This is a genomic window from Flammeovirga aprica JL-4, assembly GCF_012844305.1.
In the GTDB taxonomy this organism is placed as follows: domain Bacteria; phylum Bacteroidota; class Bacteroidia; order Cytophagales; family Flammeovirgaceae; genus Flammeovirga; species Flammeovirga aprica.
Genome location: NZ_JABANE010000012.1, coordinates 24,486 through 38,545, shown reverse-complemented (window position 1 = coordinate 38,545; position 14,060 = coordinate 24,486). Strand labels below are relative to the sequence as shown.

11 protein-coding genes are annotated in these 14,060 nt (G+C 35.1%); 5 read left to right on the top strand and 6 right to left on the bottom strand.

The window, feature by feature from the left end; translation table 11 throughout:
- Window positions 1-499 precede the first annotated feature (499 nt).
- The 5 genes from HHU12_RS06270 to HHU12_RS06250 form a co-directional block, all read right to left on the bottom strand.
- Window positions 500-1,402 (bottom strand): hypothetical protein, encoded by a 903-nt coding sequence (locus tag HHU12_RS06270; protein ID WP_169655902.1) that lies wholly within the window; start codon window positions 1,400-1,402, stop codon window positions 500-502.
- Between the two features lie 86 nt (window positions 1,403-1,488).
- A complete protein-coding gene (locus HHU12_RS06265; protein ID WP_169655901.1) occupies window positions 1,489-4,647 on the bottom strand; it encodes an Ig-like domain-containing protein in 3,159 nt (1,052 codons plus the stop codon).
- A gap of 519 nt (window positions 4,648-5,166) precedes the next feature.
- Entirely contained in the window at window positions 5,167-6,522 is a 1,356-nt protein-coding gene (locus HHU12_RS06260) for a hypothetical protein (RefSeq protein ID WP_169655900.1), read from the bottom strand.
- Window positions 6,523-6,690: 168 nt separating this feature from the next.
- Window positions 6,691-7,083 carry a 30S ribosome-binding factor RbfA gene (gene rbfA / locus HHU12_RS06255; RefSeq protein WP_169655899.1) on the bottom strand — a complete coding sequence of 131 codons (393 nt, stop codon included), beginning with the start codon at window positions 7,081-7,083 and terminating at the stop codon, window positions 6,691-6,693.
- A gap of 125 nt (window positions 7,084-7,208) precedes the next feature.
- A complete protein-coding gene (locus HHU12_RS06250) occupies window positions 7,209-8,477 on the bottom strand; it encodes a DUF3137 domain-containing protein (RefSeq protein WP_169655898.1) in 1,269 nt (422 codons plus the stop codon).
- Window positions 8,478-8,682: 205 nt separating this feature from the next.
- On the opposite strand from HHU12_RS06250, the gene HHU12_RS06245 reads away from it, so the two are divergent.
- From HHU12_RS06245 to HHU12_RS06230, 4 genes are all read left to right on the top strand, one after another.
- Window positions 8,683-9,690, top strand: coding sequence for a glycosyltransferase family 9 protein (locus HHU12_RS06245; protein WP_169655897.1), 1,008 nt, complete (start codon window positions 8,683-8,685; stop codon window positions 9,688-9,690).
- 41 nt (window positions 9,691-9,731) lie between these two features.
- Entirely contained in the window at window positions 9,732-10,814 is a 1,083-nt protein-coding gene (locus HHU12_RS06240) for an aminotransferase class V-fold PLP-dependent enzyme (protein WP_169655896.1), read from the top strand.
- Between the two features lie 130 nt (window positions 10,815-10,944).
- Window positions 10,945-11,478, top strand: a complete 534-nt coding sequence (locus tag HHU12_RS06235; protein ID WP_169655895.1) for a hypothetical protein — start codon at window positions 10,945-10,947, stop codon at window positions 11,476-11,478.
- Between the two features lie 100 nt (window positions 11,479-11,578).
- The gene (locus HHU12_RS06230) at window positions 11,579-12,859 is read left to right on the top strand and encodes an ATP-binding protein (RefSeq protein WP_169655894.1); all 1,281 of its coding nucleotides are present in this window, start codon (window positions 11,579-11,581) and stop codon (window positions 12,857-12,859) included.
- Between the two features lie 57 nt (window positions 12,860-12,916).
- Here HHU12_RS06230 and HHU12_RS06225 read toward each other — a convergent pair whose 3' ends face one another.
- Window positions 12,917-13,339 (bottom strand): response regulator, encoded by a 423-nt coding sequence (locus HHU12_RS06225; protein ID WP_169655893.1) that lies wholly within the window; start codon window positions 13,337-13,339, stop codon window positions 12,917-12,919.
- Between the two features lie 193 nt (window positions 13,340-13,532).
- Between HHU12_RS06225 and HHU12_RS06220 the strand changes: the two genes are divergently transcribed.
- The gene (locus HHU12_RS06220) at window positions 13,533-14,057 is read left to right on the top strand and encodes a response regulator (protein ID WP_169655892.1); all 525 of its coding nucleotides are present in this window, start codon (window positions 13,533-13,535) and stop codon (window positions 14,055-14,057) included.
- Window positions 14,058-14,060 lie beyond the last annotated feature (3 nt).

Below are 14,060 nucleotides of genomic sequence, written 5' to 3'. Positions count from 1 at the left end.
TTTTTTAGGCAAAGAAAAAAGTGAATTATTTTGAAATAAGAAGAAATTAGGAAAATGATACTATTAAAAAAAAGTTTTGTTATATCATTAAATAAAAAACCACCTGTTTTTTGCAATTGACTTGTAAAACAGGTAGTTAAGTTTTAGGAATGGGACAATAATAACGTGCACCGTGATTGAAGTAATGGGCTAGTGATATTGACTACAACAAGGCTAAAGTGTTGTCTACGTTGCTAACCTTCAAGACTTTAGTTTTGATTAGGTTGCCCTATCACCTGCCCATAGTTTAACTATGGTGCAAGAAGCACTCGTTTACTTTTGTCCTAGTACTTAAGTACTGTGACAAAAGTAAAGGTACACTTTATCTTATCTTTTTTATCCTACTCTTCGTTAGATTTTTATCGCGTAACTAAGGCTATGCTCTGCAAATCTGCCTTGATTAGAATAAAAAATATTAAACTAAAATCATCCCTTCTCTTCTGTCACAGTACTTAGGTAATTATGAATTTGCAAAACCTACTTTACGATTTAGTGTTGGTATTGTGATCTCCACAGAATGCTTTCCATTTGTTTCTTTTAAATGTGTTAGAATTATAAGAGGAAGCAAAAAGTGTGGAGCTCTAAATATCACTGCAGGTACCCATTGTAAAAGTGTATTTCCAAGAAAGTCAATATGGAAATGTCCTGTAAGTCTTGCTAAAGATGTCAATGCTCCCCAAATGATCATGTATACTAACATTGGTTTTGCAATTCTTGGAATGAATATCCCAAAGGCAACAATAAAATCAAGGATGCCTGCTATTAATAATAAATCTTTTGCTCTATTTTCTGTTACCCCAAGTGTAGCGATGGTCATATCAATAAATTTTCCAGGAACTGGGTAAAAGCCAACCGCATATAATCCATGACAAATAAAAGTCAGAGCAATAACACATTTTGCAAAGAATACTGGAAACTCTTTTTCTTTATTAGAAATCACATACCAAAGAAAAACAGGAGCTGTAAACTGTGCTGAATATTCCAGCAATTGTCCAATTTGCATGAACTTTTCTTTTGAATATAAAAAAGCCAAAAAGAGAAGGCCTATTGCACCGACAATTTGAAGTTTTAAGCTAACGCTTTTGAAAAAACCACCTTTATGAAGTAGTAAGATAGAGGAAGCAGCCAATAGATAAAGTATTCCAAAAGCAGTAACACTAGCATTGATCCATTGGTCAGCAATAGGACTTGTAACGTAATCAAACCAATTAATACCCAATATATTTTCCACAGGGCCTTTCAATAATTGTTCGTCCCAAAGCAATGTTCTAAAAGGAGCATCCCAAACTAAGTGCTGTATTGCTCTTCCAAGGAAAACACAAAAAGCACTTATAGCGATATAAATATTTATTTTCGATTTCATATGTCTATTTAAAAAACAATGACTATCTCCGAGAAAAGCATTTGAAATGATTCCCTCAGAGATGGAGAATTACATTATGGTGATTTCTATTTTATCAACTTGATAGTTTTAGAAATTCCAGCCCCGATGATTTGAGCAGTATAAGTACCTGCTTTCAAACCTTCTGTTACCACTTTGACCTTATTGTGCCCCACTGTAATTGTTGCCCCATGATTTTTGACAAGTTTGCCTGAAGCATCAAAGAATGAGATTTGAACCTGACCTGGAATTATGGCTTCAAACTCTAAGTTTAAGATATGGCTCATTGGGTTTGGATAAGCTATGAACTCCTTCGCTTCTTCAAATTCTACAAATTTTCTAGCATTTGAACCTGGAACACTTTCATAGGTAACCACAAGTAATGGTGCAGTACTCGATGAACCATCATATGATTCTGCTACTCTTCTGCCATATCCTTCAATAATGAATGCCATTGGATTACCTGCTGTCCAAGCTGAACGGTTAACGACTTCTTGTACCAACGATTTTAGATCAGGAGTTCTCTGTGCTGAACCAGAACTACCTACTGTTGACCAAGTTGATGGGTTCCAGTTGACATAAGCAGATGTTTTTGGTCTGTATGAAATATCATAACTAGATGAAGAAAAATAACCTGCATTACTTTGGTCTTGAGCATAAATGCTAAGTGTACCAGAGTTATTGATATTCTCATCGACTGTGAATTGAATATAAGCACCCGTGATATTTGCTCCATTTGGAATATTAAGTGATTGGAAACGGATGCCTACTTTTTGATAACCAGCAGAATTATGAGAATCATAAACTAATTCCAAATCTGAACTGTTGAGGTACATTGTACCGTTTTCAGCTTCTTCTGCATCATCATAACTAGAAATTACTCGTTTTGAAATAGTAACTTCTACAGGGTCTGTATCATTATCAATTGCTCTGAAGTTGGCTGTTATTGATTTGTAAGCATTCATTGTCACCGTAACAGGATTTTGACTTCCTGATAAACTTCCTGACCATCCAATAAATTCATAACCGTTATTTGGAGTAGCAGATAAAGTCACATTTGTTCCATCTTCAAAACTGTTTTGATTAGGTGATTTTGAAACAATGCCGTTGGATGCACTTATAGAAAGAGTATGGAAGTCCGGAGGAGTAGTTGTATTACCATAAGTGTAGCTTACTGTTAAAAGTGCTGCACTAGAACTTGATCCTTCATAAGCTTCTGCAGTTCTTTCCCCATTACCATTAATGATAAAAGTCATGTTGTTACCACTTGACCATCCAGAGCGGTCCACGACTTCTTGTATTAATGTTTTTAAATTTGGAGTACGTTGAGAAGTACTTGACTGACCAACAGAAGACCAGCTTGAAGGAGACCAATTGACAGATGCTGATGTTTTTGACCTGCCAGAAACATTGTAGCTTGAAGTACTAAATGCTGAAGAATTACTAACATCTTCTGCTCTTATTGTTAGTGTTCCAGAAGACCCGCCCGTTTCATCTGTAGTGAATTGAATGTAGGCCGTGTTAATCGTAGCACCTTGTGGAATAGCTAAATCTTGGAAACGTAAACCGACAGTTTGATTACTTCCGTCGTATACAAGTTCAATATCTGAACTGTTAGTATACATAGTTCCTCCACTGCTTTCTTCAACGTCATCATCTCCAGAACTGATACGGACGTTGATTGTATTTTGAACTACGCCAACATTAAATGTTCTCGTTTCAGAAGTTTTAGAATTACCCTCGTTGTCCTCTGCAATGGCAGTAAATGTATAATTTCCATCTGCAGGAATAGCATAATTTACTTGGTAAGGAGTAGAGTAATCTTGTCCTACGTAATTTCCATTGATATAAAATCGAACGCTAGAAATACTACCATCACTGTCACTTGCTGAAGCACTAAGCGTAATAGTTTGTGGAGAAGTGTAGTATTGTTGATCAGCAGGTGAAATCAAACCAATATCAGGAAGGCCCGCATTAGCATTACGGATAGTGACCACTGAGCCATTTGATGGAGACCAGATATCAAGGTTAGATGGTGCGGTAAAAATATTATTATCACTTACAGTGCCAACGTAATAGGCGTTGTCTACTCTGATGGTTCTGATTTCAATTTTTGATTTTTCAATGAATATCCATTTGACTTGATTGAACATACCACTGTTTCTTGTCCACGCTTTGTTATCGTTGTTAGAACGTAAAGGAGCACCCCAACATCCTTCACCGGTATATACTGTACCATTTACATCGTCTCTAACGAAACCTTCATCGCTTCCACTGCTTGTAGATGGTCTAACTGGCCATGTTGTTTTTACAGTGTGAGCATCACATTCCACTACAAGCTTTACATTGTTCTGATAAAATAAATTGGCCCAGCTACTGTATTGTGTGTTTCCTTCAGACTTACTGCTTACATGCGGGCGCATTGGTTTGTGGTACTGAGCAGATTTCCAAGTGACATTGGAATTTCTAGCCAGGTCATCAGCAAGCCACGATGTCTGATTACCACTGATTGACATTTCAGTATTAAGCGTATAGGCTCTGAAAAGATCTGTACCGAAAGTGATGGCATAATAAACATCGCTTGATGGAGTATCAAATAAGGTGTAAACCATGCTGTTAGAACTTTCGTGGTTACCACGAGCGGCGATGATTGGAATCATTCGTCCATCACTGCCAATGGTCAGTTGCCAGTCATCAAACCAGTCTTGCCATTCTGATTCTGTACCCGAAGATGTCATATCACCTCCAAATAATACCGCATGAGGACGAAGTCTTGCCACAATCCTATTGGCATTTTGACGGGGTGTACGGTTGTTTCTAGAATCACCTCCTGCCACGAAAGAAAGCTTCTCGGAAGAAGAGGAAGGTGCAGTTTTAAACCAGTAACGCTTACTTGTACCTTGACTATCTCTAATTACAAAGTAGTACGCTGTGTTAGGTTTTAGTCCTGTGAGACGAGCAAATTGGTTGTTCATTCCTTTGTAATACACGGATCTGTCCACTGTTTTACTGTTTGAATAGTAGCTGTAATTAGTGCCGTAATCCGTTGTGCCATAGTAAACAACTGGGTTACTGCCTGAAACTTGGTTCCATCCAATTGTGATTGTTGTAGCTGGATTGTCTCTTAGTGTAAGACGGTATTTTTCTGTGTAGGCATAAGAAGCCAAAGAAATCCCGAACAGTATTGACGTAGCAATACAGATTGAGCGTAATAGAAAATTTCTCATTGTTGTGTTTGAAATATATAGTTTTATTAGGTTTCCATTATCTACCTCTCCCTCACAGGTATGATGATAAAAAAATTTCGCTGGAATTATTTAATTGGTTTTTTAAAATTATTTAGATCGTAATGTGAAAAGAGAGTTCTTATTTAGAAACTGTGTGCAAAGTAATATATAATTCGTTAAATCAATAAAGATAAATCATTAATGAATGAGGAATTTATATATGAATACTAAATGAAAAGAGTGATTTTCTTCTCTTAAACGAGAAGTAATTGAGGAAATTAGCATTACAGAATAGAATACTGTTATGATAAAATGAATAGAATTTGAAAGGAAATAACCCTCAATTTGAGCTAACGAAAATTAGTTTCTTCAATCAAAAACTTTTATCAAGAAGAGTGTGGAAATAGAAGGGTATTTTACTCTTTATGAGGATGTTATGGTAGTTTAAATTCCTGCTGTTTATTACTTTAATATGAAGTAAAAGGTTGATTGTATTTTACTTTGATAAATAAAATGTGACTATTTTATTTTTGAGAATATAATTAAACCATTTTCAAGTTCTACTTTTTCATATTGTTTCTGAATGATAGTGATATAATCCAGTAGTTTTTGTCCATCTCCATTAGTATCTACAATTACATCAGGCATATCTTTTTCAAAAGCATTGTAGATCGTTCGGATTTCATCATAATTGTCAATTTTCTTGAAGAATTGACGGCTTACATTATAATTAAGGTAAGGTGTTGCGAGTTTATGATCTTTATAGTACTTGTAGTCCATACCGAAAACAAGTAATTTATCGCCATATTCTTTGAGGTCGGGAACGTTTGTAGCCCATGCATTTTGGTAAGGAGATGCAATTTTCTTTGGTAAAATATCGAAGGCTGTTCCTATCATGAGGGTTAAAAACAATAGAGAATACGTCCAGAGAGTGATTTCTGCTAATAGTTTTTTACGGATGATCAATAGTTCATGAGCACTGAAAAAGCTAAGTGCGGGAACGTATAAAATCAGTTGATAAGAAATAGTGAAAGAAGAGAATACAATACTCAAAGTGGCTGTAATCACCCAAATCAGCATCAGTTGTTGGATGTTTTGCTGAGAATTAATGAAAGCATTGTAGCTGAAGGTTTTGAACATTCCTAATAATAAAATCACTGCAGGAATGACAGCGAGCATCAGCATCTGTTCCCATGTCAATTGGAAGTCATGCTTTAAATCTGGGATGGCAATCATGCAGAGGTTTACAAACTCTTCTAGCCCGTCAATATAGTACAGGTATACTAAATAACTTCCCCACACAATTGTAAAACCTACGAAGGCAAGGAAAAGCCTATTAAATGAGGACACCCTGAATGTGGCTAATGCAAAAATACCCATCAAAAGAAAAGAGAAGGAGGGCATATAAGCCAAAGAGGCTAATCCAAAGAAAATACCCGTATTTAAAATACTTTGCTCGACATCAGTCCTTTCCATTCTCAGTAAATTTCTCAAACCAAACAGGAGAAAGGTCAGAGAGATGAGTGTTGGGGAAAGGGTCATGAAATCGTAGCTGAGGTTGGAGAAGAGCAGATACATAAGGCCCGGAATAAACGTTTTTTGTTTATAGGCTTCACTTCTGTTCATCATCAAGTTGAATAGATAGGATTGTATTAAGGTCAGAAACGCAGCAAAACCAAAAAAGATCGCTTGTGATGTGCCAAATAAAGAGGCGATCACCCAGTAAAAACCTGCTGACAGCGGGGCGATATTGTCCCACACGTCTACATACATACTATTCCCTTCGGCAAGTTTGTCGCCCAGTGTAAACCAATGAATTTCGTCAGAAAGCAAAGGAATATCACCCATCCAAATTGGAAGGCGGATGATGATCATAAGGAACAAAAGAATGATTAACCGTAAGGGGTCGTTGATCTTAAAAAATGACAGCATTTTCTGCTAAGTATATCCTATAAATTCAAAAAAAAGTAGGTGTTGCTATTGAGATTACAACACAAAGAGCATGTCTGAACAGTGAAGCCGCTCAAACATGCTCTTCAAAAATTAACGTGTGTAGATATCGTCATCATCGTCATCCTCTTTTTTCTCAGGAATGTCGATGTTTTCAAATAACTTATCAATTTTCTCTGCTTCCTCAGCAGTATTGTCATAGTAGAAGCGTAATTCAGGAATTACTCTTGCCTGATGACGGATACGTTGTGCCAATAGGTTACGAATTGATTTATTTTGTTCCTCAATCTCCTCAACTTTTCCTTCAGGATCTTTCGTTAACAAAAAGCTTAAATATACTTTCGCCAAACCTAAGTCAGGAGAAATTTCAACGTGTGTAACAGAGATAAAAGCACCTCCGAACATAGAAACTGAATTCTGTTGAAAAATTTCGCCTAGATCTTTCTGGATTAAACGAGAAAATTTATGTTGTCTTTTACTGTCCATTTTCCTTGTGATCTAATTTATTTTAAAGCCTCATAAACTAAGAAAAGTAGGGTGAGAGGCTTTTTATACTTTCGTATTGTGCAAATTTCGGAAAAAAATAAGAGATGCCATACATAAAATGAGGTTTAGTCGTCATCCTCTTCATAATAATCCTCATTTTCAAAGTCGTCTAAATTGAATTGAGGGGTTTCACCGTCACTGCTGGCTCCGAAAAGTTGTTGTTGTGAGGCTGTGTAATCCTCACCAAACTCTTCTTCATACTCTTCATCAGGGTCTTCACCAAACTGTTCTTCTTCTTCAAGGAAAGATTCACTGTCGTGTATAATTGCTTCATCTTGAACAGGAGCGTCATCATAAACATGATCATCTTCAGTAGAATCACCAAAGTTGTTATTGATCTGTGTTGGAGGAGCTTCTTCAGGAATGGGATCATTGAGTGTCTGTGCTACTGTCAAAATCATTTCCATATCACGGTAAAGCTCTTTTAGAATAAATGACCTTTTGAGGGAATGTGTAGTGTCTACCTTGAATAATTCTTTTCGGATATCAAGAAAAACATAAAGTTTTCCCCCCTTCATTACGCAGTTCACCTTCGCTTTAAAATGTTTTCTGATTTTATAGAGCCTTTTTATAAAATCATCTTTTAACGATTTCTCTGCAGCAGCTCTGTTATTGGCGTATACTTTAAAGAATTTTCTGAATTCAGGGTCCTTAATTGGAATGTACCTTCCATAGCGGTCGTCTTTTTCCTCGATCAGCCGGCCTACATGTCCCCAGTTCTTTTGAATATGATCTTCAAAAATATAAATATCTGTATCAGGAGGGTTGTCGAGCTCAATGATCATGAAAAAGCCATGGAATTCTTTCTGGTATTTTTCCTTCTGCTTCTTTTTTTTGTTGACATACCATTTCTTTGTCGGAGGTAATAGATGACGAACCATTACTTCCGACATCTGAAGTGAAGTGCCTTCTATAGAGCCTTCAATTAAGTCATCACCATCGTAATCGTCAGGTATTGTAGGATTTACACCGCTTTCAATCCATTGTTTTAGAGGAATGAAACCTTGAGGAGAGTACCTTAAACTGTTGTCCATAAAGCGGATCATTTCTCTGACTACCACTTCCTTATATTCAACTTCAATGCTGTCATCATGGAAATTATTCTTAAAATAATTCATGGAAGTAAGTGGAGCGAAAATACACATAAAGTATACCCCGTATTCGTTTATCTGATCTAGATACATCAGCATCAAAGCAAAGGAAATCAACAGCATTGTCAAGCCTCCAAACTGTAGACGTTTATTGTGCATATAATACCTTTTGTCTTCAATCTGATCTAGCTGATCGGCAATATTTTCTTTGAAATGACTTTTAAACTCTTCGAATGATTTCATGAATGGGCACTTACTTTTACCTAAATCAAGTATGAAGATAGGGAGTAAAAAAGGATTTAAAAAGAAGTTTTATAACGCTGATTATTAACCTATTCTTTTTGAGCTTAATAATTGAACAATTATTGTAGAGGATAACTGACCATATTTTTTGCAGATTAAGACTTCATTTATTGCAATATTCATTATGAAATGAGATTTTTACGGCATGAAAAAATTCTTAGTGATCCAAACGGCATTTATCGGAGATGTCATTATGGCAACTGCCGTTGTGGAGAAGTTGATAAAATTTTACCCTGAGTCGTCTATCGATTTTGTGGTAAGAAATGGGAATGAAGGATTATTGAGAAACAATCCTCATATCAACGAAGTTATTATTTGGAATAAGAAAGTAGATAAAAATAAAAACCTTCTGAAGGTCGCTGCGGAAATAAGACGCCGTAAATATGATCGTGTGATCAATTTGCAACGCTTTTTTTCCACAGGCTTGATGACTTTTTTGTCTTCTGCAAAATCTACTGCAGGTTTCGACAAAAATCCTTTTAGTACGTTCTTTTCAATTAAGCAGTCGTACGAAGTGGGAGTGGGGAGAGAAAGAGAACATCACGAAGTGAGCCGTTATTTGTCTTTGATAGAAGATATAACGGATGCTGAATTTGTGGGACCAAAATTATATCCTAGAGAAATTGATTATGATAAAGCCAAATTCGAAGGGAAATATGTCACAATGGGTCCTAGTTCTGTATGGTACACAAAACAGCATCACAAAGATAAATGGGTAGAGTTTATCAATAAGGTGCCAGAAGATACAGCTATTATTCTGATCGGAGGACCTGGAGACAGAGATCTTTGTGATGAGATTGTAGAAAAAGTAGATCGAGGTAATTTGTGCAATTGGGCTGGTAAGCTATCTTTTCTGCAGTCTGCCGCACTGATGAAAGGAGCAGTGATGAATTATGTCAATGATTCCGCTCCTCAGCATATGGCTTCTTCTATGAACGCCCCTGTCACGGCCATTTTTTGTTCTACTATTCCAGAATTTGGTTTTGGACCTTTATCCTCCAACTCGAGAATTGTGGAAATCAAAGAAAAACTCGATTGCAGACCTTGTGGTATACACGGTCATAAAAAATGTCCAAAAGGTCACTTCAAGTGTTCAATGGATATTGATACAAACGAATTACTCATTTCCGATTGGAAAAAAAAAGAGGCATAAGTACTTGTCTTTGTACTTAAAACCTAACTAAACAGACAAATATGAAGAAGTTTCATCTAACAGCAGGACCAAGTGAGCTGTATTTTACTGTAGAGCAGCATATTCAACAAGCTTTAAAAGATAATGTTGCTGTCATCTCCCACCGTAGTGGTGCATTTCAAGAGATCTTTGCTTTTACAGTAAAGCAGGTGAAAGAAATGTTGGGCGTACCAGAAGATTACCATGTGGTTTTCACAGGTTCGGCAACAGAAGTATGGGAAAGACTAGCGCAGGACTGCATTGCTAAAAAAAGTGCTCATTTTGTAAATGGCTCCTTTTCAGAACGTTTTCATGCTTTTGCGGAAGCTTGGGGACATCAAACTCAAAAAATCGAGAAACCATTAGGTGAAGGTTTTTCTGAAGCAGATCATAAAATTGATGCAGATGTAGACTTGATCTCTATTACTCAAAATGAGACAAGTACAGGGGTTCAGTTTCCTGTAGAAGATATTTACAAAATCAGAGAAGAGAATCCTGATGCTTTGATTACTATTGACGCAGTTTCTTCTATTCCTTATCTGGATATTGATTTTACAAAAATCGATAGTTTATATTTTTCTGTTCAAAAAGGAATGGGTTGCCCTGCAGGTTTGGGTGTTTGGATCTTCAACGAAAAATGTGTTGACAGAGCCAAATCTCTGAAAGCAGAAGGAAGATTGATGGGTGGTTACCATGACATGTTTACGTTGTTGAAAAATGCTTCAAAAAACATGACACCTGCTACTCCTAATGCTATTGCCATCTATACTTTAGGTAAAGTATGTGAAGATATGATCCGCAGAGAAATGAAGATTATCAGAAGTGAATCAGATTACAAATCTTCGTTACTTTATGCCGCAGTTGGTGCTCATAAAGATTTGGACTATGCTGTAAAAGAAGAAAGAGTTCGTTCGAAAACAGTGATTGTTATTGAAGTAAAAGAAGGACGTGACGCTAAAGATTTAATGGCGTATCTTTCAGAGCAAGGTTTGGAAGTCAGTACTGGATATGGTCCTAATAAAGCGACTCAAGTACGTATTGCCAACTTCCCTACTATTTCAAAAGAAGTGTATTTCAGATTAGTGGATTTGATTGAAGCTTGGTAATTGTTTAAAAAACTGTTTGGAGTGTTTGTTAGAAATAACACTTGAAACTTAATATATTTAGACCCATCATCAGTTTATAATGTAACGGATGATGGGTTTGTTTTAATAAAGACTTTAATTTTTTCAACTGATGGCATCGACAATTACAATAAAATGGGGTACTAAAGATATAATTACCAATGGTATCTATTTAGGTTTGTCCGTTCTATTTACTTCTGTTCTTGCTTATCTTTTTAACGGTGCAAATGGATTAAATACGAATATTAAATTTTCTTACAGTTTACTGACTATAGTTGGAGGATTTGCCTCTTTGCTTTCTTTATGGAACCTTTTGAAAGCAAAAAATGGGTATTCTGATATTGTTATTGATCATGACAAAGTGATTGTTAAAAACAGAAGTCTGGGATATAAAGAAGATTTTGAATTTGAAATTTCCGATTTAAAGTCACTGACTATCATTGAAAAAAGTGAAAGTTGGGTAGATAATATGATTGATCCCTTATTATATCAAATGACGAGCAAACGATATGGTTTTCATCTTTTTGTCGCTTTGAAAAGTAAAGAAGGGGTTTCAAAGCTTTTTCCTCAAGCAAAATTATCATCAGAAGAACTGAAATCTATTGCGGATCAGATGCAACAGAAAATAAAAGAGATAAAAGTTTAACCAATTAAAGTTTATTGTTTTAAATCTCATTGAAAAGTTCATTCTCCTTCAGAAAATCCAAGTCTAACTTATATCAATTAACCCAACAAGGGTATTTGAAATGCATATTATTAATAAAGTTCTCCACTTTGGAGTGAATCCATCTTTGTCGAAATCTGAACAATCGAAAGTTCAGTTGACGAATGTTTTTTTGGTAATCATGTTTAGTGCAGTACCTTTTTATTTCATTTCTTTCTATATCATTGATGTTTCCATCTTGAAGAAAAGTTGGGGTTTTCTATTCCCTCTTTTGATCTACCCTATTGGTATGTATTGTTCATATCTAGGGAAAATTACTGCAGCAAGGCATTTTTTGATGATTGGGTTTATTTCAGGCATCTTTTACTTCCTTCTTTTTTTAGGAAGCGGAGTAGGTGTTGAAATGTTCTTTTTTGTGGTAATAGCATTGTCATATCTCATAAAACCCGAAAAATCTCCCCATTTCAGTTACCTCTACTTAGTGGTCTGTATTATTATGATGATCATTGGCTATCAAAACTACCAAACGAGTTTTACCATTCAGATGGATGAGAAAACCCGAATGTTAATGGCCGTAGTCATGGGGCCGATGGCTGTGATTTTACTTTTTGTGATGATAAAATTTTTCAATGATAAAATAGATAACTTTATTTATGAAACTACAGCCCAAAAAGAGCAATTAGAACATTTAAATAAGGAACTTAATCACTTTGCATATATAGCCTCACATAATTTAAATGAACCTGTTCGTACAATGGACAGCTTCATTGATATTATAAAAGAGGAATACCATGACCCTAAAAATGAAGACCTTAATGTGTATTTTACTTTTATTGAAGACGCATCATCAAGAATGCATACTATGATTGATAGTCTTTTATCTTATTCAAAAATAGGTCGAGAATTAAATTTCCAAAACTGTAATATCTCATCTATAATAAGTTTAGTAGAAAGAGACCTTAGTTTCTTGATAAAAGAAAATCATGTGAATATTCAAAAGACAGCTTTACCTGAAATAAACTGTCATTCATTATATCTTCAACAGCTTTTCCAAAATCTCATTTCAAATGCTATTAAATTTCAGAAGCCTGATTCTAACCCTAAAATTGAAATTAGTTGTGAAGAAAAGGGAGGTTTCTGGCAGTTTTGTGTTGCTGATAATGGTATAGGTATCCACGAAAGCAATCTAGAATCTGTATTCCAAATGTTTACCAAAATACACCGATCTGAAGAATACGAGGGTAGTGGGATTGGATTAGCTTTTTGTAAAAAAATCATTGATATGCATGGTGGGGAAATTTGGATAAAATCTAAAGAGAATGAAGGAAGTGAAATTTATTTTACAATAGCGAAGGATCTGTAGTAGGTAGCTTATAAAGAACTGAGTTGCTCTGTTTACAAATATGTTTTTGATTCTCTTTTAATTCAAGAAATTTTCTTCGATGATTTCAAATATCTTTTCCTTGGTCAACGGTTTGTTTGTGAAATCACCGACAACATTAAACTTTTTAGCTCGCTCTCTTTCAGAAGGATCTTTTGAGGTAGTAACCATGCAGATGATCACATCTGCTCTCATGTCCTTGTCCAGCGTTTCATATTCGTCCAGAAAATCCCAACCTGTTTTGTTAGGCATATTGATGTCAAGGAAGATGATATTAGGATTTGGATATTCATTATTTTCTTTAGTAGAAAGATAATCAAGTGCTTCTTTAACACCGTGTTTCACAACGATTTCATTCGTAACTTCGGCTCTATCGATGACCCTTTTCATAATAAAAATGTCAGCCGCAGAATCATCAACAATTAATACTTTATCTAATTTCTTGTCTATCTTTTCTGTCATCATCAAGTTAAATGCTTTACCCTAATTCCAATTCGTTTTTTTATCCAATAATTAAAAAATGGAAGCTAGTAAAAGTTAGTGATATGTAATTTTATAAACGTATTTTTTTACTTTTCCTATACGTAGTGTTTGATTTAATTCCCTTTTCAATAAATTTATTGTCAGAATAATCTATTCTAAAAATAGAAAAAGAATGATAAAGGAGAAAATTAATGTATTATTGATTGAGAATAATCCTGCAGATATCCGTCTTATTAAATATAATATACAGAAGATTGTACCTTTGGCAGTTTTTAAAGTGTCAAATGATCTTTCGGAGATAAAAGAGCTACTTTATGATTTTCTGCCTAATATAATATTTTGTGACTATCATTTGGATGGGTTTTCAGGCTTAGAGGTTTTGGATTTCTTGAAAAAGAGCAAATACCGAGCTCCATTAATCTTTATTACCGGACAAATTCATGACGAAGAATTGGCCGCTGATACCATTTTGGCAGGTGCCTCAGGTTATATCCTTAAAAAGGATATGAAAATTCTTTACAAAAAACTATTGCCTTATTTCGATCGTCTTCATGACAATTTGTTTTTAAGTAAAATAGAGATGAATGAATTGCATAAACAGCATAAAGAACTGATGGAGAAATTAAAGGATTTGATTGAAGAGAATAATTATTATAAAAAAGTAATAGAGGATAATTCTGATAAAAGATCACAATAAAGC